The organism is Mycolicibacterium sp. MU0053, from assembly GCF_963378095.1.
In the GTDB taxonomy this organism is placed as follows: Bacteria; Actinomycetota; Actinomycetes; order Mycobacteriales; family Mycobacteriaceae; genus Mycobacterium; species Mycobacterium burgundiense.
Genome location: NZ_OY726397.1, coordinates 911,414 through 930,946 on the forward strand (window position 1 = coordinate 911,414; position 19,533 = coordinate 930,946).

A 19,533-nucleotide genomic window follows, 5' to 3' on the forward strand; every position below is an offset into this window, starting at 1 on the left:
CGCGGGAATTACTCGGGCGAACGCGTCTGCGGCGGCGTGCCGTGCCGGCCGACGGTGTCGCCCACGGCATTCTGCTGCAGCAGGTCGCGGATTTCGGTGAGCAGGGTCAGCTCGGTGTCTTCCTCTTCGACCTTGGTGTCACGCTCCTTGAGCTTCTTGTACGGCACCACGATGACGAAATAGAGCACCAGCGCCACCAGCAAGAAGTTGATGATCGCCGCCAACACGGTGTTCAGGTCGATGAACTGCTCGCCGCCGATCGGAATCCGAAGGATGCCGTACTGCTCGTCCTGTCCGGCGCCGATCCGATCGATGAGCGGTTGGACCACGCTGTCGGTGAACGCGGTCACCAACGCGGTGAATGCCGCGCCGATGACGACGGCGACGGCCAGGTCGATCACATTGCCGCGCGAAATGAACTCTTTGAATCCCTTCAACATGGGACTGACCTTTCTCCTCACGGTGGCGTGCTGGGCAAGGCAAAAGGTTAGTCCTGTTAGCCACGCGAAATGAGGGCAACGGCGTCAAGAAGGTCAATGCAGCGTCAGCGTCAGCGCCTGCACGAGCGCGGCACCCGCGACGGTGTTTGCCGCTGGGGCCGGCAGCGCCACCAGCACCACGCGGTCGTGGGCCGCGGGGGCGCCCTTTTGCGGGCCGGAGACCAGCACCACCACGGCATCGGTGGCGATGACCCGTGCCGTGGCGTCGGGTTCGGAATCGGGGGCCGCCAGGATGTCGACGATGTCGCCGCCGCGGATCACGTCGAGCACGGCGCTGTCGGCCAGCTGGACCGGCACCATGCGGGCCCCCGGGCCGGCGGTGGCCTCGACCAACCGGGGACCGAGCACTCGCACGTCGGTCAGCACCTCCCCCCGCCGCACCGGGCCCGCCAGCGTCGCGCCCTCGATCGTCGCGAGATCCGATTGGGCGCCGTCGGGAACGGTGGCGGCCAATTGGCCCTCGATCCGGACGTCGGCGGCCGTCAGCGCCACGCCGGGGGCCAGGTCGCGGACCGCGACGAGCACCGAAGCGCGGTCACCGTCGGGATTGGCACGCACGGCGGCCACGCCCGCCAGCACCACCAGGGCGGCGGCCGCAATGCGACGGGCCCGCACGGTGTGCACCCAATCGGGTTGCAGCACCTGCCGTAGCCGGGTCAGCGCGGTCGGGTTCAACGAGGACGCGCGGCCGGTGGGCATGGCCGCACAGTAGGGAACGGACGTGCCCGTGGTGTGCTCGCCCGATCCGTACCTGTGGATAGCCCGCGAGGTTGCGTACAGAGTGCTTGCCCGGCGAGCGTGCCGGCGCCGGCGGTCTTAGCGTCGGAAGAAGCGGCTGATTACACGGGCTTAGGGGCGACGATGCGAACTAGAGAAAAGGTTGGGGCGGTGGCATTGGCGGCCGCGGCGATCGTAGGGCTGGGCGGCATGGGACCCATCGACACCGGCCGGGTGCACAAGGATCCGAGGGTGATCACGTCGACGCAGGGAATTGTCCGCGGCTCGTTCAAGGCGGTCCCGCACGATTCGGCGCTGGCGCACCTCAATGGCAGTGCCCGGGCCGGGGAAATGTGCACCGACTCGGCCTGTTGAGCCAGCTGTCAGAGGGGTGTCAGCTGGCGGCGGGAGCCGGTGTGGAGGACGAGGTCTTGTCGCCGGAACCGCTCGAGGACTTCTCCGACGACGATGACGAAGAAGATGACGACGAGTCGCTCGACTTCTCGCTCTTGGTCGCCGCGGCCGTGCTCTTGCTCGCCTCGCGACTGTCGGTGCGGTAGAAGCCGCTGCCCTTGAAGACCACGCCGACGGAGCTGAACAGCTTCCGCAGCCGACCCTGGCATTTGGTGCAGCTGGTCAGGGCGTCATCCGTGAAGGCCTGCACAGCGTCGAAACGATCGCCGCAGTCGGTACACGCGTAGCTGTAGGTGGGCACCAATACCTCCAGGAAATGTTCAGGACCGTTAGCACTCTACCGTCTCAAGTGCTAGAACCGCCATGTGGCGTTGCCCATTCCCGCACAGGCGAGCGGAAGCTAGAGCTGCTGCACCCCGCGCGCGGGGGTGAGCACGTGGCTGACCGGCACATCGTGCGGACACGCGGGTAGCTCGTCGACGACCTCGTCGTCGCGAACGACGGCGATCAGGACCGCTGCCGGATCGCGCAACGGCAGCGAGCGGTCGTAGAACCCCGCGCCGCGGCCCAGCCGGGTCCCGCGCCGGTCCACCGCGAGCGCGGGCACGACCAGAACGGCGGCCTCCGCAATTGCCGCGGCCGGCAGGCGGGGCCCGGCCGGTTCCCACAAGCCGAATTCGGCCTTCGTCAATTCGCCGGGGACGTACTGCGCCCACAGCAAGGGCTGGGGCGTGGGATCGGGCACCACCGGCAACAACACCCGGATGCCCGCCGCATGCAGGGCATCGAGCATGGCGGGTGATCCGGGTTCGGCGCCCACCGGGACGTACGCGGCCACCGTCGCGGCCCGGCCCCGAACCCAACTGACCAGGGCGGACCCGATGGCCGCGGCCTCGTCGGCCCGGACCTGCTCGGGCACCGCCCGTCGCGCCGTGAGCAACTTTGCCCGCAATGGGGACTTTTCGGGGCTGGGCACAGCGTCCACAATTGCAGCACCTGTCAAATCAGGGGGAGCGCCGCCGAACGAGCGGTGAACTGGTATTTGGTTAGGGTGATGTCCATGTCTCAGGCACCAGACGTACCGATCCCGTATACGGCGATCGTGCCTGCGGCGGGTTTGGGCACCCGCTTCCTGCCCGCCACCAAGACCGTCCCCAAAGAATTGTTGCCGGTCGTCGACACGCCGGGCATTGAATTGGTGGCCGCCGAGGCCGCCTCAGCCGGTGCCGGACGACTGGTGATCGTCACCTCCGAGGGTAAAGACAGCGTGGTCGCGCACTTCGTCGAGGACCTGGTCCTCGAGGGCACGCTCGCCGCGCGCGGTAAGCACGTGATGCTGGCGAAGGTGCGTCGCGCGCCCGCTTTGATCAAGGTCGAATCAGTGGTGCAGGCCGAACCCCTGGGACTCGGACACGCCGTGGCGTGCGTCGAGAAGGTACTGCTGCCGCACGAGGACGCCGTCGCGGTGCTGCTGCCCGACGATCTGGTGTTGCCCACCGGCGTGCTGGAGATCATGTCGAAGGTGCGGGCCAAGCGCGGCGGTTCGGTGTTGTGCGCCATCGAAGTTCCGCCCGAGGAGATCAGCGCCTACGGCGTCTTCGACGTGGAGACCGTTCCCGACGCCAACAATCCCAACGTGTTGCGGGTCAAGGGCATGGTCGAAAAGCCCGACGCCGCCGATGCGCCCTCGCCGTATGCCGCCGCCGGCCGCTACGTGCTGGACCGGGCGATATTCGATGCCCTGCGCCGGATCGACCGCGGGGTAGGCGGCGAGATTCAGCTCACCGATGCGATCTCGCTGTTGATCGACGAGGGTCATCCGGTGCATGTCGTGGTGCACCGCGGCTCTCGACACGACTTGGGAAATCCCGGCGGCTACCTCAAGGCTGCGGTTGACTTTGCCTTGGAGCGTGACGACTACGGCCCGGAACTGCGTAGCTGGTTGGTTGAGCGGTTGGGCCTGACCGAGCAGTAGTTGACCGTCGGCCCGACATTCGGACATGACGGCGGAAAGGCGCATAGTGCGTTCGGTTGAAGAGCAGCAGGCCAAAGTGCAGGCCGCAGCTATGGCACCCCGACCCGTTCGAGTGGCGATCGCCGAGGCGCAGGGGTTGATGTGCGCCGAGGAGGTCGTCACCGAACGTCCGCTGCCCGGTTTCGACCAGGCGGCCATCGACGGGTACGCGGTGCGCAGCGTCGACGTCTTGGGTGTGGGTGATGCCGAGACGTCCGGAACGGGCAATGGCCAGCTCATCCTGCCAGTGATGGGCACGATCACCGCCGGGTCGCGCACGCCGAGTCGGCTCCAGCCGCGGCAGGCCGCCCGGGTGCAGACCGGCGCGCCGATGCCGACGTTGGCCGATGCGGTGCTTCCGCTGCGCTGGACCGACGGCGGGCAAGCCAAGGTGCGGGTGCTCCGGGCGGTGCGATCTGGCGCCTATGTACGTCGCACCGGCGACGACGTCCAACCCGGCGACGTTGCGGTGCGCGCCGGAACCATCATCGGGGCGGCGCAGGTCGGGCTGCTCGCGGCGGTCGGCCGGGAACGGGTGTTGGTGCATCCGCGTCCGCGGCTCACGGTGATCTCGGTGGGCGGCGAGTTGGTCGACATCTCGCGGACCCCCGGCAACGGCCAGGTCTACGACGTCAACTCCTACGCGTTGGCCGCGGCCGGCCGCGATGCGGGTGCGGAGGTCAACCGGGTCGGCATCGTCGACAGCGACCCGGACAAGCTGCGCGAGGCCGTCGAAGGTCAACTGAGCCGCTCCGAGATCGTGCTGATCGCGGGCGCGGTCGGCGGGGTGGCGGCCGAAAGCGTGCGGGCGGTGCTCTCGGAACTCGGCGAGATGGAGGTGTCGCGCATCGCGATGCATCCCGGCTCTGTGCAGGGCTTCGGTCAGCTCGGCAACGAGCGTGTCCCGGTGTTCCTGCTGCCCGCCAATCCGGTGTCGGCGCTGGTGGTTTTCGAGGTGATGGTGCGGCCGCTGATCCGGTTGTCGCTGGGCAAGCGGCAACCGACGCGGCGGGTGGTGCAGGCGCGGACCTTGGCGCCGATCTCCTCGGTGCCCGGCCGCAAGGGCTTCCTGCGCGGCCAGTTGATGCGCGATCAGGACACCGGCGAGTATCTGGTGCAGGCGCTCGGCGGCGCTCCCGGAGTGTCCTCACATCTGCTGGCGACGCTCGCCGAGGCCAACTGCCTGGTCTTGGTGCCCAGCGAGGCCGAACAAATCCGCACCGGAGAAATTGTCGACGTCGCATTCCTCGCCCAGCGCGGTTGAGTTGTCCCGCTTCTGGTTCGGGCCCAGTCCCGCGCACCCGGGATGGCCGATGGCGGTCGGACCGCTGCGGGTGCCGGCCGGGGTGGTGCGACTGCGACCCATCCGGATGCGCGACGCGGCGACCTGGAGCCGCACCCGGATCGACGACCGTGAACTCCTCGAGCCGTGGGAGCCGTCGGCCGAGGTGGATTGGATTGCCCGGCATGCCCGTTCGGCGTGGCCCACAGTGTGTTCGGCGTTGCGTGCCGAGGCCCGCCGGGGGCGCATCCTGCCCTACGTCATCGAACTCGATGGCCGTTTCGTGGGGCAGTTGACCATCGGCAACGTCACCCATGGCGCGCTGCGCTCGGCCTGGATCGGGTACTGGGTGCACAGTTCGGTCACCGGCCGGGGAGTGGCGACGGCCGCCCTGGCCCTCGGGGTCGACCATTGTTTCCACGCGGTGCGTCTGCATCGCGTGGAGGCGACCGTGCGGCCGGAGAACCACGCGAGTCGCGCGGTGCTGAGCAAGGTGGGTTTCCGGGAAGAGGGCCTGCTGCGCCGTTACCTCGATGTCGATGGCGGCTGGCGCGACCATCTCCTGGTGGCGATCACGGTCGAGGAGGTCGCCGGTTCGGTGGCCGCAGCGCTGGTGCGGGCGGGCCGGGCGCGCTGGGGCTGAGTTGGGCGGGTTCGGCGAAATGCGCGCCGGATTCACCCCAGGGCGGTGGCATCGACCTGAAAAGCCAGAGAAACTGTTACTGATGTGACATTTGAGGCTGTTGGTGCTTGTAACCTGCGAATTACAGGTGTGTAATTGACTTCGGCGCGCCAGCCACGGTTGCGTTGGTCGCACACCTAGCCTGTAGGGGAAAGGAGCACGGCCACCATGCCAAGCATCCCCCAATCTCTGCTGTGGATTTCGCTCGTGGTGCTCTGGCTGTTCGTGCTGGTGCCCATGTTGGTCAACAAGCGCGACGCGGTGAAGCGCACGAGTGACGTTGCGCTGGCCACCCGAGTGCTCAACACCGGCCGGGCTGCGCGGTTGATCAAACGCGGTCGTCCGGCGGCCGGTCATGCCAGCGATCCCGACTGGCAACACGATGCCGACCTCGACGACTACGACGACGACGCGACGGGCCCGGTGGTCGTGACGGCCAAGCCGGCCCGAGCCCGCACCATGGCGGTGGTGACATCGGTCCCGGCCGAGGACGGGCCGGACTATCTCGACGTCGACGTCGTCGACGAGGACTCCGGGGCGCTGCCGGTCGGCAAGCTCAAGGGCGAAGGACTGCAGGCCGAGGAGTTGCCGCTCGAATTCGCCGAGACAGCGCAGGTGGACGACGAGGCAGTCCCGGAGCCGGAATCGGAAGAGACCGCCGGCGCCGCGGCAGAAATGCCCGCCGCGGCAGCAGTCGAATCCGAAGCCGAACCTCAGGCCGAGGAAGAAGAGTTCGGCGAATTCGAAGGCGCCCGAAGCGAATACGAGTACGTCGAGGACACTTCCGGGCTGGAGGCCGAGGCCGAGCCGGCGACGTCCGCGATCCCACTGTCGCGGGATCGTCGCTACCACTCCAAGACCGCCGCGGCGGTCAGCGCCCGCAAGTACCGGTTCCGCAAGAACGTGCTGTCCGGCATGGCCCTCATGCTGGTGGCATCGGCCGGGGCGGCGTTCCTGTTGTCCCCGGTCAATTGGTGGGTGTGCGGGACCGTCGGCGTGATGACCGTGCTGTACCTGGCCTACCTGCGTCGGCAGACGCGGATTGAGGAGCGGTTGCGGCGGCGGCGGATGCAGCGGATGGCGCGCTCGCGACTTGGTGTGGAGAACACCCAGGACCACGATCTCGATGTAGTACCTGCCCGCTTGCGCCAACCCGGGGCGGCGGTGCTGGAAATCGACGATGAGGACCCCGAATTCGAGCACCTCGAATATGTGCCGTTCGCCCGGCAATTCGATCTGCCGCGCGCGGCTGGGCAGTGACGAGGCAATTTTCGATCGGTGCCCGCCGGCTGGTAGCCTGCTAGCGATCAAGGGGCTATGGCGCAGTTGGTAGCGCGACTCGTTCGCAACGAGTAGGTCAGGGGTTCGATTCCCCTTAGCTCCACAGTTTCTCCACACTTTTCGTTCCAGTAGGACGGCCCGGAAACGGGCCAGATTTTTGGTCCTTGGCTCGCCGCGCGGACCGGCCATTTCGCTGCTACTCTTAGCGCGGACTTACACCCTCTCAATCGAGATTTCTGCCTACTACAAGGGGAAACGCACATGAAGAAGCTGGTCACCGTCGGGCTGGGCGCGTTCGCGCTGGCCGCGGGTCTGGTCACCTTCGGCACCGCAACGGCGAGCGCCGAGGTCGACGAAGTGGCGCCCGGCCCCGAGGTCCGTAGCCGCCAGGCCTCAGTGGTCTCGGATTCATGGCTTCGCATCGTCGACCCCAGCGTCGCGCGCGGCCTGTCGCAGGCCCGGCTTGCTGACGCCGGCGAGATCAACGCCCAGGGCGACACCCGTGACTCGGTCAAGGCCGTCAACGGCACCACCGCGGAATCCTTCCAGGGACCGTGGGCGCCGGGCCCCGCCATCGGCGATTGGTGATCTAGAACCTAGCTCGACCGACACCGCCCCCAGTGCCTTGCGCTGGGGGCGGTGTCGTGTCGAAAGGCCCCACCGCCCCTTGCCATCAATCGGGCAGGTTCAGCATTCGGGTCGTCAGCTGCATCAACGCGGCGCGCAGCGTGTCGTCGTCGATGTCGTCGAGCAGCGGGTTGATGATCGCGCCGCCGATGGCACCGGAGAACAGCGCGGCCGACACCCGGGCCGTGGTGTCGTCCTCATCGCCCTGCAGGACGCCGTAAAGCTCGCTGATGAACGCCCGGAACGGTTCGTGCTCGCCGAGCAGACGGATGATGATCGGGTCGTTCTGCAGCGTCCTGACCCAGCGCCGCCGGGCCACGGCCATGTCGATGACCTGCGTGAGCAGCACCTTGCGCGCGCTGGCCGGGTCGGACTCCGCCTGGGCGGCGGCCAGCGCGTCCTCCAAGCTCGCCAACTCGAGTTCGGTGACGCCCACGACGATCTCGTCCTTGGTCTTGAACTGGTGGTAGACCGCGGCCTTCGTCACGCCGATGGCATCGGCGATCATCTGGAGCGAGGTGCCGCTGACACCGTGGTAGGCGATCAGCTCCAGCGCCGCGTCCAGGACGCGCATCTGGGCTGGTGTGCGCGCGGCGGTGCCAAGTCGCCGTCGACCCGATTTGGTGATGGTCACGCACTCAGGATAGCCATCCGGCTAGTACGCGGATCGGCTTCGCGGGCCGACGCTTCCGGTAACCTTACGTCCGATCGGAAGGACGTCGTCGTGGCCGAACTGATCACCCAGCGGGCCAGTCATCTTTCGGGCCTGTCGGTGTTCGCCGACTGCTTCGGCGCCGATCTCTACGGCCTGGCCGCCAGCCTGGAACCGCTGCACCTCGATCCCGGCGAAGTGTTGATGGAACAGGGCGACACGTCGCATTTCTTCGCAATCCTCGCCGACGGGTCCGTCGCAATCCGCCATGAGGACGGCAACGGGGCGGCGGTCGAGATGGTGGTGCCCGCCGGTGAGATCGTTGGCGAGATCGCCATGCTCAAGAACCAGCCCCGCGTCGCGTCCGTCGTCGCGACCACCGAGGTGACGGGGTGGCGCGGCGGCGACGACGCCTTTGCCGAGCTGATCCAGTTGCCCGGCGTGCTGCGGAACCTGGTTCGCACCGCCAGACAGCGCCTGGCCGCATTCCTGACCCCGATTCCGGTCCGGATGCGCGATGGCTCCGAGATGCAGCTGCGCCCGGCGCTGCCAGGAGACAAAGAAATGGCCTCGCATGGCCACGTGCAGTTCTCCGCGGAGACGTTGTATCGCCGATTCATGTCCTTTCGCGAACCGAATCAGCAGTTGATGAGCTATCTGTTCGAGGTCGACTACGTCGATCATTTCGTATGGGTGATCACCGCCGAGGACGACGAGGTGGTGGCCGATGCCCGGTTCGTTCGGGACGAGAGCAAGGGGACAACTGCCGAGGTCGCCTTCATCGTCGCCGACGCGTATCAGGGCAGGGGTGTCGGTTCATTTCTCATGAAGGCAGTGGCGATCGCCGCCGAAGTCGCCGGCGTCGAGCAGTTCACCGCGCGGGTGTTGAGCGAGAACCTGTCGATGCGCAGAATCCTGGACGGCTACGGAGCGCATTGGGAGCGGGAGGATCTCGGAGTGGTGATGACGGTGCTGCCGGTGCCGGAGCGCAGGCGCATCAAATTGCCCAAAGACCTGGCGGACCGGATTGCGGGTTTGGCGCGTCAGGCCATCAAGGCGGTGGGATGATGGCGCGCCCGGCGCTGAGCAAGGACACCACGGTGTGCATCTCGTTGGCTGCGCGTCCGACCAACATCGGTACCCGCTTCCACAACTACCTGTACGAGCAACTCGGGCTCGACTTTCTGTACAAGGCCTTCAGTACCAGCGACATTGCCGCAGCCATCGGGGGCGTGCGTGCACTGGGCATTCGAGGCGTTTCGGTGTCGATGCCGTTCAAACAGGACGTTCTGGGTCTGGTCGATCACGTGGAGCCCTCCGCGCGAGCCATCAACGCGGTCAACACCGTAGTCAACGACGCGGGGGTGTTGACGGCCTCGAACACCGACTACCTCGCCATCGAGCAGTTGATCGAATCGCACGGGCTGGTGCCCGATGCGACCGTGCTGCTCTGCGGTAGCGGCGGAATGGCCAGCGCCGTGGGAACCGCATTTCGGGACAGCGGATTTCAGAGCGGCGTGGTGATCGCCCGCAACCCGGTCGCCGGGCCGGCGTTGGCCGAACGGCTGGGCTACCGCTGGCGGCCGCACGTCGGCGGGGCCACCGCCTCGATCGTCATCAACGCCACGCCCATCGGCATGGCCGGTGCCGCGGAGGAGCGCGACAGCCCCTTCGGCGAGACCGCCATCGCGGCCGCGGACACCGTGTTCGACGTGGTGGCTGTGCCCGCGGAGACGCCGCTGATCGCTGCCGGGCGGGCGGCAGGCAAACGGGTGATCACCGGTGCCGAAGTCATCGCTCTACAAGCCGCGGAGCAGTTTGCGCGCTACACCGGTGTGCGGCCCTCCGCGGAACAAGTGGCGGAGGCCGCTGCGTTCTCCCGCGGCACGTAGCTGGTCCGGACACTACTGCGGGGCGGCCGGTGGGCCGCCCCGCAGTAGTGGTGGGTGTTGGTCAGCGCATGTAGAGCGGGTGGTTCACGGTGGTGTTGAACCGTTGCTTGTCGCGCTTGTCGACCTTCTCGGTGTTGTTCTGAATGCGGGGGAATTCCTGCGGTGCGGCGCTCAGGGAGATGTCTGCCTGGCTGAGGCTGTCGATGGCCGGGACGGCCAGTGCCGGTGCGGCCAAACCGATTGTGAGAGCTGCCAATCCGCTGGTGATTGCTGCGGTCAATTGGATCTTCTTCATGGGATTTCCCGCCTGTTCTCTGTTGCGCTGCTGGCGTGTTTCGCTTATGCACAATGGAACTCGGTGGGGAAGTGTTTTCTTCCCGGTGAATTCAGGGGTGGACGAACTTGGCGGAATGTTGTCGGGGCCTGGCAGAAAACGATGAAAGCATCGCCGACGAACCCTCCGCATGCCTCGATTACGCCCGGGGCAGGGCATTCTCGGTGTCCGAACGAAGTCGGCCGACCTAATTGGTCGTCGGTGGTGCTTGCGGTTGGAAGGGTTGGTACCACCACCATTGGGCGCGTTCGCCGGTGGGTCCGGGGCAGGGTGGGACATCGGGTGGGGGAGTCTTCGGCGGGCGAGCCAGCGCGCCTGGGTGCAGTGGCTGGCCGTCGCTGTCGGTCACGACGAGTCGGTGGGCGGGTCCGGTGAGGGTGAGCAGGCCGCGGTGGTGGGCGCGGTGGTGGTAGGGACAGAGCAGGATGAGGTTGTGCAGTTCGGTGGGGCCGCCGTCTTCCCAGTGCACGAGGTGGTGAGCGTGCAGGCCGCGGGTGGCGCCGCAGCCGGGTACCGCGCAGCAGCGGTCGCGGTGTTCGAGGGCGCGGCGCAGTCGTCGGCTGATGGTGCGGGTGGTGCGGCCGGCGCCGATGGGTTGGCCGTCGTGTTCGAACCACACTTCGGCGGTGGCGTCGCAGGTCAGGTAGCGGCGTTCGTGATCGGTGAGCAGCGGTCCCAGGTGCAGGGCGGCCAGTCGATCCTTGACGTCGAGGTGTACGACCACGGTGGTGTGCTGTCCGTGGGGGCGGCGGGCGACGTCGCAGTCCCAGCCGGCTTCGATGAGGCTCATGAAGGCATCGACGCCGTCGGGAAACGGTGGCGCCTGTTCGGGGATCGGTCCGTTGGCGTCGTGGTCGCGTTTCCAGTCGGCGATCTGCGCGTCGCGGTGGGACTGTAGGGCGGCCTCGAATTTGGCGGCCTCCACCCGTGGCAAGCGGATGCGCCAGGTGGTGTGGTCGTCCTGGACCACCTTGGTGATCGAGCGCTGCACTTCCGGTCGCGGTTCGGGGTCGGGTCGGGGTTCGAGTTTGACGGCGGTGCGTAGTTGGTTGACGGTGGCGACCTCGGCCAGTTGGGCGTAGTGCTCGTCGGAGCCGTCGGCGGCGCGTTCGGCGATGACTCCGAGTCGGTCCAGTGACAGTCGACCCTCACGGAGTCCTTGGGCGCAGCGGGGGAATTCGTCGAGGCGCTGCGCCACCGCGACGATCGTCTCGGCGTTGCGCGGCGAGGTGCCGGTCTTCCAGGCCACCAACGCCGGCACCGACTTCGCGCCGGTGTTGCCCCACAGTCCGTCGCGGTCCACCTCGGCAACGATCTCCACGATGCGCCCGTCGATCGCATTGCGCTGACCGGTCAATTCGGCAAGTTCGTCGAAAAGTACCTCAAGACGCTGGTCAGAGCGCCCCGCAGTGATGGCTGAGGTCGCGGCCGGGAACATGACCTCAGCATTGCAGGGGGGTCTGACATTGATACTGGAAGAGCGTTACCGCGCAGGTCGTGACTCTGGGTCTGACTGACGCCCTGCTGGGTTGTCCATCAATTGATTTGTCCGGCCTGCGTGGTGCGCGTCTTGTTCACGCCGGACAGGACGGACATGACCTAATCAGGAGCCTGGCCGTTCCCTCATCAATGTCTTGTCTGCCCGCCCTGGCCGGTGTGTGCCCTACTCAACGCGAAGTCAGAAGGGACATCACCATCTTGGCAGATTCCACGCTCATCGTCGCCGGCGCAGACACCCACGCCGACACCATCCACGTCGCGGCGATCTCGATGACCGGCGCGACGATCGGTGACCGGGAGTTCCCGACCACCGCCGCCGGTTACACCGCGGCCATCAGATTTCTGACGTCGTTGGGGCAGGTGGAGTTTGTCGGGGTGGAGGGCACCGCCAGCTACGGCGCCGGATTCACCCGAGCACTGACCACTGCTGGCATCGAGGTCGCTGAGGTGACCCGCGCGGTCAAGTCCACCCGACGATTGAAAGGAAAATCTGACCCGCTCGATGCCTATAGCGCCGCCCGCACGGCGTTGGCCGGCGACGGGCTGGCCGCTCCGAAAGATGACGCCACCGCGGGGCTGCGTGCTCTGCACATCGCTCGACGCTCGGCGGTCAAGCATCGCACCCGGTGATCAATCAACTCAAGGCCATGTTGGTGTCCGCACCGGATGCGGTACGTGAAAAATACCGAGGGCTAACGACATTGAAGCTGGTCGAAGCGATCGCCCGCTGCCGACCCGACGCGCAAGCCGAGCCGTGGGCGCAGTCGGTGCTCGTCGCGGCCAAGCTGCTCGCCCAACGCGTGCAGTTCCTCGAGATCCAAGCTGAGGCCCTCGAAGCTCAGATCGACACTCTCGTGACAGCGGCGAATCCCGGGTTGCGGGCGGCCTACGGTGTCGGTGCGGACACCGCCGCCCAGTTGTTGATCACGCCGGGGCCAACGCGCACCGGTTGCACAGTGAGGCGGCGTTCGCCGCGCTGTGCGGCGCGGCGCCCGTCCCCGCGTCTTCGGGCAAGACCAACCGGCACCGACTCTCTCGTGGCGGGGACCGTGCGGCCAACAACGCCCCGTTCCGCATCGCCCTGGTGCGCATGTCCCACCACCAGCCGACCAAGAGTTACGTGCAACGACAGCAGGCCCTGGGCCACACCCGGATGGAGATCCTGCGCAAACTCAAACGGGCCATCGCCCGGGAGATATTCAAGCTCCTGACCCGCCAGATCGCCGTGCCCGACTACGCCGACCTGCGCCCGGCCCGTCAAGCCAAGAACATCACCGTCACCGCCGCTGCCAACCACTTCGGGCTCTGGCCCACCGTCATCTCCCGCATCGAACGCGGACTACAACGCGACGATGCCTTCGCAGACACCTACAGAAACTGGCTCCAAGCCGCTTGAAAGAAATAGGAGCATCAATTCCGGGGTACGCGCTGCTCCGGCCACCGTTGCGACGACGAACTGCGGGGCGGCCGGTGGGCCGCCCCGCAGTAGTGGTGGGTGTTGGTCAGCGCATGTAGAACGGGTGGTTCACGGTGGTGTTGAACCGTTGCTTGTCGCGCTTGTCGACCTTCTCGGTGTTGTTCTGAATGCGGGGGAATTCCTGCGGTGCGGCGCTCAGGGAGATGTCTGCCTGGCTGAGGCTGTCGATGGCCGGGACGGCCAGTGCCGGTGCGGCCAAACCGATTGTGAGAGCTGCCAATCCGCTGGTGATTGCTGCGGTCAATTGGATCTTCTTCATGGGATTTCCCGCCTGTTCTCTGTTGCGCTGCTGGCGTGTTTCGCTTATGCACAATGGAACTCGGCGGGGAAGCGTTTTCTTCCCGTTGAATTCAGGGGTGGACGAACTTGGCGGAATGTTGTCGGGGCCTGGCAGTAAACGATGATTGCGGCGAATTCTGGGGACTGGTCCCGCCCGCGAGCACCTCACCCGGCGGCGGCCACCTCAACGCCACTGCGGGGCGTCCGTGTGGACGCCCCGCAGTGGGAGATGTTGGTGTTCAGTTGTTTCGGTTGTGCTGGCGGTCACCGTCGCCCGACGATCGGACCGATCGGCAGCGAACCCGGCAACTGCCCCGCGGTGATCCCGGCACTCTTGCTTGGGCGCGGGTTCAGCGAGTTGTAGAAGGGGTGTCGGACCTCGGTGTTGAAACGTTGCTTGTCGCGAACGTCGTTCTTTTCGGTGTTGTGCTGAATTCTGGGGAACTCTTGCGGCGCGGCGACCAACGATGCACCGTTTTGAGCGGGTGTGGTGACGGTGGGTCCCGCCAGTGTCGGTGCGGCCAAACCGGTTGTCAGAGCGGTCAACCCGCTGATTACGGACGAGGCCAGTAGTGTCTTCTTCATTGGATCGCCTACCTCTTTTTCGGTTCCGTCTTTGCTCTGACGGTGGAGGACTTCGCCTTCTGCACAGTGGAACTCAGGGGTGAAGGGTTTTCTTCCCGGTGATTCCGGAGTGACCCGCATTTGGTGAGGTTGGCGGAATGTTGTCGACGAACTGGCAGAAATCCCGCCTCGAACGCCAATGCGGGGCGTCCGTGTGGACACCCCGCATCGGGATCTGTTGCTGTTGAGTTATGTGCTGGGGGTCACCGTCTTCCGACGATCGGGCCCAGCGGGACCGTGCCCGGCGACTGCCCCGGTGTGATCCCGGGGCTCGTGGACGGACGCGGGTTCAGCGAGTTGTAGTACGGGTGGTTCACTTCGGTGTTGAACCGTTGCTTGTCCCGAATGTTGTTCTTTTCGGTGTTGTGTTGGATTCTGGGGAATTCTTGTTCATCGGCGATTAGTGATCCACCGCTCTGAGCGGGAGTGGTGATGGCCGGGGCGGCGATTGCCGGTGCAGCCAAACCAATTGTCAGAGCTACCAACCCGCTGATCGCGGCCGAGCCCAGCAGTGTCTTCTTCATCGTAATCTCGCCTCTTCTTTACTTCTTGCCTCTTTCTCCACCGATTATGGGTTGGAGAATTAATTTGTCGTCTATGGGGTAGAACGCTAAATGCTGGAGAATTAGTCCCGCCGACTGCATTTGGGCGATATCGTCTCCATGTCGGCGTCAATTCGACAGCACCGATCCGCAGGAATAACTCAATTCCGGTGATCTGTAGTTATATAGCGACTTTTCGCGATCCGCTATCTCAGGCCGACGATCGGTCCCAGCGGCACCCGACTCGGTAGCTGTCCGGGCGTGACACCGGAATGCCCGGCGGGCCGTGGGATCAGGGAGTCGTTGTAGGGATGCTTGGCGATGCCGAAATCGTGGTACGGGTACCGGTCGTCCGTCTCGTAATTGTGCGGTTCGGTCGGGTTCTTGGGGGCGTTGAGCATCACGGTGTCGCCCGATTGAGCAGGCGCCGTCGATGCCGGCACTGCCATTGCCGGTGTGGCCAAACCGATGGTCAGAGCGGCTAATGCAGCTGCACTTGCCGAGCTCAGGAGGATCTTCTTCATTGGATTTCTCACCTCTTCCTCGGTGCCGTCTGTACTCCGACTGGGGAGTACTTCGCGGTCTGCACAGTGGAACTCGGGGGTGAAGTATTTTCTTCCCCGTGATTTCGGCCACGGCGAGATTGGCGGAATGTTGTCGAAAACTGGCAGTAACCAGGGCAATAACGGAGTGTTAACGGCGGAGTGTGGTACCAACGGGCATGCGGCTCCTGCCTGCCCTCGTGGTGACCGTTCTGGTCGCCGGCTGCGGCGTCCCCGCCGGACAGAACGGCGCCGGAACCGCGACGGAGACCGCCCGAGCCGAGAACGGCCCGGATTCCATCGACCCCGACCGCGTCAAGCGGATCCGCAAAGACCTTCCGGCCGGGGATGAGGTCGCGGAGGCCCGCGACGTGACCTCCCCGGCGACGTATTGGGGGATGCGGTCGGGTTGGGTCGCCGAGCCACCGCAGTGCGCGGCACTGGTGAACCCGGCCGACGGGGGCGTAAGTCGGGGGCTGTCGAGTTCCGGCGACGGCGGTCAGATCTATGTCGTCATTGCCGCGGCCCCCGAGGGGAGGCAGGTGGCCCCAGGCCCCGCGTTGGTGACCGAGTGCCAACAGTGGACCGCCTCCTTCGGGCGCTCGGTCGCCGCCGTCACCCAGGCCCCCGCGCCTTCGATTGACGGGGCCGACGGCACCGTCGGGATGACGACGTCGATTCGCACCCTCGTCGAGTCGGGAACCGAGACTGATTCCCACGCCCACACCTATATCGCCTACCTGGATGCGCACCTCATCTTCGTCACCCTCATCGTCGACCCCGGCTCGCCACATCCGCCGCTGCCGCCGCAATACGCCGCCGACCTATTGGTCAAAACGGTCGCCGCTGCGCGCGGGTAAGGGCGCGGATGGGTAGATTGGCGCCCGATGTCCACACATAGAGTGCTGGTTTCGGTGGTAAGCGTCGGCCTGCTCGCTGGGTGCTCGGCGGCAGAAGATCCCGGGACTGCGGAACCGGTCGACATCTCCAAGATTGGCCAACTCACGTCGACGTTCGGTCCCGAGTTCCAGGTCAGCGAGAAGTCCTCAGGTCTTGACCCCAAGATTCTGGAAAACCAGAAGCCGCCCGAAGGAGTGAAGTTCGAGCCCGCCGAATGCGGAGAGTTCGCCAGTATGCAAACGCTGCCCCCGGATCTCAAGGGCAACATGTCCGCGGTGATTGCCGAAGGAGCGGGCAACCGGCTGGTGGCAATCGCACTGGAAACTTCGCAGCGGGTGCCGCTGAACGACCCCTCCGACAACTGCAAGAAATTCTCCTACGCCGCCGGAGCGACGCGGGGCACCATCGAGTCGGTTCCGGCCCCGCAGATCGATGGCGTCCAGACGCTGGGCGTGCACCGGGTGGTACAGGCGACCGTGGACGGCAAGATGCAGACCGGCGAGGTGTACAGCTACATCGCACAGCTCGGTGAGTACCAAGTCATCGTCACCGCCAACCCGTTGGTGACCCCCGACAAGCCGCCGGTGCCCGTGGATACTGCGCGGGCCGAAGGGGTGCTGGTCGACGCCGTGACCGCAATCCGGAATTAGCTCCATCGATTCGGCCTGCTTGTCTATCCGAAAACCTATCTAGCGCACCGCGTTTCGCTTCTCCGATCCGTAGGGGGACCCCTGCTGGGATGCGTGCACCCAGCTGCACCCAGCTGCGCCTTGATCGCCCAACGCAAATGGCCGCCCGTTGGGCGGTCCGTCTCGATCGCGCTTGCCTGATCGGCAAGCGCCCCGTTCTTGTTATTGATAATGAATCCCATTAGCAATAAGGTCACCCTGCTGGGAGCGTGGGTTCGAGGAAAGGCGGGGTCGACGACGTGTACGGATGGTTGGGGCAGATCGGGATCGTTTCATCGACGGCGGTGCTGATCAGCGCCTACGGCATGGCCAGCCCACCGCGCGATCGGGCCGAGGACTTGCTGACCGCGGTCGCTGCGACACGGGAAATGACTACTGCGCATCTGCCGCTCTACCTAGCCAGCCTGCATCGTCCGCTGCCGCCGATGAGTTCAGGCGCCGACGGTGGTGATGACGGCAGCAAGAGGCGTGGTGGGGGTGGTGCCGACCGTCGTGGCGCGGAACGCAATTCAGACCCCAGCCGCGACCAGGTTGACGACCGCGGTTCACGGAACCGCAGTGGTGGGCGTGATGGTTCAGAGCGTCGCGCCGAGGACCGTCGCGGTTCGGAGATCGGCGCCGAGCGGCGTGGTGGCATGGAGAACCCCGGTCGCGGGCGCGGTGGTTCGGAGAGTCGTGCCGTGCTGCGTGCTTTCGACGGACGTCGAAAGGGATTGGAGCGAGGGTGGTCCGACCGCGAAGGTGAGCGTCAGGAGTCGGGCGTGACCAGCGGCTCTGATGGCGCCGGTGCCGTGGGCAGTCGGCGTGCGCTCCTCGGGCTTTTGGACCGACACCGCGGTAGCGACCGCGGTCTCGGCGCAGACCAAGTCGACGATGACCACGATCACGGCGAGGACGATGATCACGGCGGGGACGATGATCACGACCACGGCCATGATCACGACGGGGACGATGGCGACGGCGATGGCGATGATCACGCCGGCGACGATCACGACCATGATCACGATCACGGCGGGGACGATGGCCACGACCATGACCACGACCATGACCACGATCACGGCCATGATCATGGCGGGGACGATGGCGACGGCGATGGCGATGATCACGCCGGCGACGACGATCCCGGTCATGATCACGGCGGGGACGATGATCACGACCATGACCACGATCACGGCGGGGATGATGACCACGACCACAACGATGAGACCCCGGCGCAGCAGCTTGTGCGGAGTTTGCTGAAGGCTCTGGGGCTAGAAAACCACCCGGCGGTGATTGAGATTCTGCGAGTCCTGTGGGGCGGTAATGGTGGGGGTGGTCACGACCACGGTGGCGGTGGCCATGACCACGACCACGGTGGGGGTGGTCACGACCACGACCATGGTGGCGGTGGCCATGACCACGATCACGGTGGGGGTGGTCACGACCATGATCACGGCCACGGCGGGGAGGTGCACGGCCATGATCATGGCCACGCTCACGGTCACGGGATCGCTGCGCTTCTGGGTGGACACGCCCATGAACACGGTCACGATCACGTCCACGGGGTGGCATTTTCGGACCACGACCACAGTGCCCTCGGCCATGATCACGACCATCGGTCGCACGATCACGAACACGATCCCAGTCATAACCATGAGCACGGCCACGACGCCGGCCACGGTCACGGTCACGAACACGATGCCGGACACGACCACGACCACAACCACGGGCACGATCACGGCCACGATCACGGCGAGCAGGGCGAACACGCCGCTCCCGCGGACGCGGTGAACAATCGCGGAGTACAGACGGCCGCGACGGGGACCCCGTGGACTTCCCCGCTGGTATGGAGCGGCTTGATTGCTGTGCTCGGTGCACTGGCGTTGGTCGGCCGGTGGATCGCCGGTGCGCTGGCTGGAAACTCCGGCGCGTCGGGGCGGTGGCAGCGCAGGCGAACCCGGCGCCCGAAGCCGTAGCTGTCTAGCGAACGCCCCGCGGACGAAACTGGATGCTGATCCGGGGTCCGACGGGCCGGGCGGTCTTCGGAATCGAGTGCTCCCAAGTGCGCTGGCATGAGCCGCCCATCACCAGCAGGTCGCCGTGGCCGTGCTTGATGCGCAGCGAGTGGCCGCCGCCCCGCGGGCGCAACGCGAAAGTGCGGGCGGCGCCGAGGCTCACGATAGCCACCATCGTGTCCTCGGAGCTTCCGCGGCCGATGGTGTCGCCATGCCAGGCCACGCTGTCGTTGCCGTCCCGGTACAGACACAGGCCAACGGTGGTGAACGGTTCGCCGAGTTCGCCGGCATAGATGTCGTTGACTCGTCGACGCAGCTGGGTGAGGGCGGGGTGCGGCGCCGGTTTATCGCTCAGGTCGTGGTAACTGAGTAGCCGCGGCACGTCGAGGGCGCGGTCGTACATCTGTCGGCGCTCGGCCCGCCAAGGAATGGCGGACAGCAACTCGCTGAACAACCCGTCGGGTGCGTCGAACCAGCCGGCGCGAACGTCGATCCACGCCCCGTGAGCCAGCCGTCGTCGCTCGGCGTGGTCGAACAGGCCTCCCTGTACCGCCACAGTCACGCACATCAGTCTATCGCACACACGTTCGA

Annotated in this window: 26 protein-coding genes and 1 tRNA gene; 13 read left to right on the forward strand and 14 right to left on the reverse strand. The window is 66.1% G+C overall.

Features of this window, described 5'->3' with window-relative positions; genetic code table 11:
• Positions 1 to 8: 8 nt before the first annotated feature.
• Both mscL and RCP80_RS04215 read right to left on the reverse strand, forming a co-directional pair.
• Positions 9 to 440 (reverse strand): large-conductance mechanosensitive channel protein MscL, encoded by a 432-nt coding sequence (mscL, locus tag RCP80_RS04210; protein WP_308481152.1) that lies wholly within the window; start codon positions 438 to 440, stop codon positions 9 to 11.
• Between the two features lie 93 nt (positions 441 to 533).
• A complete protein-coding gene (locus RCP80_RS04215; protein ID WP_308481153.1) occupies positions 534 to 1,199 on the reverse strand; it encodes an SAF domain-containing protein in 666 nt (221 codons plus the stop codon).
• A 189-nt stretch (positions 1,200 to 1,388) separates the two neighbouring features.
• Here RCP80_RS04215 and RCP80_RS04220 point away from each other — a divergent pair, with 189 nt between their 5' ends.
• Positions 1,389 to 1,592, forward strand: a complete 204-nt coding sequence (locus tag RCP80_RS04220) for a hypothetical protein (protein WP_308481154.1) — start codon at positions 1,389 to 1,391, stop codon at positions 1,590 to 1,592.
• Between the two features lie 19 nt (positions 1,593 to 1,611).
• On the opposite strand, the gene RCP80_RS04225 is transcribed toward RCP80_RS04220, so the two are convergent.
• Together RCP80_RS04225 and RCP80_RS04230 are read right to left on the reverse strand one after the other, a co-directional pair.
• On the reverse strand, positions 1,612 to 1,932 hold the full coding sequence (locus RCP80_RS04225; RefSeq protein ID WP_308481155.1) for an FmdB family zinc ribbon protein: 321 nt from the start codon (positions 1,930 to 1,932) through the stop codon (positions 1,612 to 1,614).
• A gap of 99 nt (positions 1,933 to 2,031) precedes the next feature.
• Positions 2,032 to 2,607, reverse strand: a complete 576-nt coding sequence (locus tag RCP80_RS04230; protein ID WP_308481156.1) for a 5-formyltetrahydrofolate cyclo-ligase — start codon at positions 2,605 to 2,607, stop codon at positions 2,032 to 2,034.
• Between the two features lie 84 nt (positions 2,608 to 2,691).
• Here RCP80_RS04230 and RCP80_RS04235 point away from each other — a divergent pair, with 84 nt between their 5' ends.
• The 6 genes from RCP80_RS04235 to RCP80_RS04260 all read left to right on the forward strand — a co-directional run bounded on the left by RCP80_RS04235 (position 2,692) and on the right by RCP80_RS04260 (position 7,478).
• On the forward strand, positions 2,692 to 3,606 hold the full coding sequence (locus RCP80_RS04235) for a UTP--glucose-1-phosphate uridylyltransferase (RefSeq protein ID WP_308481157.1): 915 nt from the start codon (positions 2,692 to 2,694) through the stop codon (positions 3,604 to 3,606).
• A 46-nt stretch (positions 3,607 to 3,652) separates the two neighbouring features.
• Positions 3,653 to 4,909 (forward strand): molybdotransferase-like divisome protein Glp, encoded by a 1,257-nt coding sequence (gene glp / locus RCP80_RS04240; RefSeq protein WP_308481158.1) that lies wholly within the window; start codon positions 3,653 to 3,655, stop codon positions 4,907 to 4,909.
• Positions 4,910 to 4,958: 49 nt separating this feature from the next.
• On the forward strand, positions 4,959 to 5,570 hold the full coding sequence (locus RCP80_RS04245; RefSeq protein ID WP_308481159.1) for a GNAT family N-acetyltransferase: 612 nt from the start codon (positions 4,959 to 4,961) through the stop codon (positions 5,568 to 5,570).
• Positions 5,571 to 5,777: 207 nt separating this feature from the next.
• Complete coding sequence (gene sepX / locus RCP80_RS04250) at positions 5,778 to 6,869, forward strand: divisome protein SepX/GlpR (protein ID WP_308481160.1); 1,092 nt, start codon at positions 5,778 to 5,780, stop codon at positions 6,867 to 6,869.
• 51 nt (positions 6,870 to 6,920) lie between these two features.
• Positions 6,921 to 6,993: transfer RNA gene (locus tag RCP80_RS04255), tRNA-Ala, on the forward strand.
• A 158-nt stretch (positions 6,994 to 7,151) separates the two neighbouring features.
• On the forward strand, positions 7,152 to 7,478 hold the full coding sequence (locus tag RCP80_RS04260; RefSeq protein WP_308481161.1) for a hypothetical protein: 327 nt from the start codon (positions 7,152 to 7,154) through the stop codon (positions 7,476 to 7,478).
• Between the two features lie 85 nt (positions 7,479 to 7,563).
• Here RCP80_RS04260 and RCP80_RS04265 read toward each other — a convergent pair whose 3' ends face one another.
• Entirely contained in the window at positions 7,564 to 8,091 is a 528-nt protein-coding gene (locus tag RCP80_RS04265) for a TetR/AcrR family transcriptional regulator (RefSeq protein WP_308482697.1), read from the reverse strand.
• A 150-nt stretch (positions 8,092 to 8,241) separates the two neighbouring features.
• On the opposite strand from RCP80_RS04265, the gene RCP80_RS04270 reads away from it, so the two are divergent.
• Positions 8,242 to 9,237, forward strand: a complete 996-nt coding sequence (locus RCP80_RS04270; RefSeq protein WP_308481162.1) for an acetyltransferase Pat — start codon at positions 8,242 to 8,244, stop codon at positions 9,235 to 9,237.
• Positions 9,237 to 10,061: a shikimate 5-dehydrogenase gene (locus RCP80_RS04275; RefSeq protein WP_308482698.1), complete on the forward strand. Its 825-nt coding sequence runs from the start codon at positions 9,237 to 9,239 to the stop codon at positions 10,059 to 10,061. The genes RCP80_RS04270 and RCP80_RS04275 overlap by 1 nt, the downstream gene beginning before the upstream one ends.
• A gap of 61 nt (positions 10,062 to 10,122) precedes the next feature.
• Here the strand turns inward: RCP80_RS04275 and RCP80_RS04280 are convergent, their stop codons facing one another.
• Positions 10,123 to 10,356 carry a hypothetical protein gene (locus RCP80_RS04280; RefSeq protein ID WP_308481163.1) on the reverse strand — a complete coding sequence of 78 codons (234 nt, stop codon included), beginning with the start codon at positions 10,354 to 10,356 and terminating at the stop codon, positions 10,123 to 10,125.
• A gap of 226 nt (positions 10,357 to 10,582) precedes the next feature.
• On the reverse strand, positions 10,583 to 11,833 hold the full coding sequence (locus RCP80_RS04285) for an HNH endonuclease signature motif containing protein (protein WP_308481164.1): 1,251 nt from the start codon (positions 11,831 to 11,833) through the stop codon (positions 10,583 to 10,585).
• A gap of 260 nt (positions 11,834 to 12,093) precedes the next feature.
• Here RCP80_RS04285 and RCP80_RS04290 point away from each other — a divergent pair, with 260 nt between their 5' ends.
• Complete coding sequence (locus tag RCP80_RS04290) at positions 12,094 to 12,525, forward strand: IS110 family transposase (RefSeq protein WP_308481165.1); 432 nt, start codon at positions 12,094 to 12,096, stop codon at positions 12,523 to 12,525.
• A gap of 319 nt (positions 12,526 to 12,844) precedes the next feature.
• Positions 12,845 to 13,291: a transposase gene (locus tag RCP80_RS04295; protein ID WP_308481166.1), complete on the forward strand. Its 447-nt coding sequence runs from the start codon at positions 12,845 to 12,847 to the stop codon at positions 13,289 to 13,291.
• Between the two features lie 106 nt (positions 13,292 to 13,397).
• Here RCP80_RS04295 and RCP80_RS04300 read toward each other — a convergent pair whose 3' ends face one another.
• From RCP80_RS04300 to RCP80_RS04315, 4 genes are all read right to left on the reverse strand, one after another.
• Positions 13,398 to 13,631: a hypothetical protein gene (locus tag RCP80_RS04300; protein ID WP_308481167.1), complete on the reverse strand. Its 234-nt coding sequence runs from the start codon at positions 13,629 to 13,631 to the stop codon at positions 13,398 to 13,400.
• 284 nt (positions 13,632 to 13,915) lie between these two features.
• The gene (locus RCP80_RS04305) at positions 13,916 to 14,356 is read right to left on the reverse strand and encodes a hypothetical protein (RefSeq protein ID WP_308481168.1); all 441 of its coding nucleotides are present in this window, start codon (positions 14,354 to 14,356) and stop codon (positions 13,916 to 13,918) included.
• A gap of 122 nt (positions 14,357 to 14,478) precedes the next feature.
• Positions 14,479 to 14,799, reverse strand: a complete 321-nt coding sequence (locus RCP80_RS04310) for a hypothetical protein (RefSeq protein WP_308481169.1) — start codon at positions 14,797 to 14,799, stop codon at positions 14,479 to 14,481.
• A gap of 224 nt (positions 14,800 to 15,023) precedes the next feature.
• The gene (locus RCP80_RS04315) at positions 15,024 to 15,341 is read right to left on the reverse strand and encodes a hypothetical protein (protein WP_308481170.1); all 318 of its coding nucleotides are present in this window, start codon (positions 15,339 to 15,341) and stop codon (positions 15,024 to 15,026) included.
• Positions 15,342 to 15,559: 218 nt separating this feature from the next.
• Between RCP80_RS04315 and RCP80_RS04320 the strand changes: the two genes are divergently transcribed.
• On the forward strand, positions 15,560 to 16,219 hold the full coding sequence (locus RCP80_RS04320; RefSeq protein WP_308481171.1) for a DUF5642 family protein: 660 nt from the start codon (positions 15,560 to 15,562) through the stop codon (positions 16,217 to 16,219).
• Positions 16,220 to 16,246: 27 nt separating this feature from the next.
• Positions 16,247 to 16,909, forward strand: a complete 663-nt coding sequence (locus tag RCP80_RS04325; RefSeq protein WP_308481172.1) for a DUF5642 family protein — start codon at positions 16,247 to 16,249, stop codon at positions 16,907 to 16,909.
• Between the two features lie 614 nt (positions 16,910 to 17,523).
• Here RCP80_RS04325 and RCP80_RS04330 read toward each other — a convergent pair.
• The 3 genes from RCP80_RS04330 to RCP80_RS04340 all read right to left on the reverse strand — a co-directional run bounded on the left by RCP80_RS04330 (position 17,524) and on the right by RCP80_RS04340 (position 19,504).
• Entirely contained in the window at positions 17,524 to 18,138 is a 615-nt protein-coding gene (locus RCP80_RS04330) for a hypothetical protein (protein WP_308481173.1), read from the reverse strand.
• A 60-nt stretch (positions 18,139 to 18,198) separates the two neighbouring features.
• Positions 18,199 to 18,696: a hypothetical protein gene (locus RCP80_RS04335; protein ID WP_308481174.1), complete on the reverse strand. Its 498-nt coding sequence runs from the start codon at positions 18,694 to 18,696 to the stop codon at positions 18,199 to 18,201.
• Positions 18,697 to 18,907: 211 nt separating this feature from the next.
• The gene (locus tag RCP80_RS04340; RefSeq protein ID WP_308481175.1) at positions 18,908 to 19,504 is read right to left on the reverse strand and encodes an alpha-ketoglutarate-dependent dioxygenase AlkB; all 597 of its coding nucleotides are present in this window, start codon (positions 19,502 to 19,504) and stop codon (positions 18,908 to 18,910) included.
• Positions 19,505 to 19,533 lie beyond the last annotated feature (29 nt).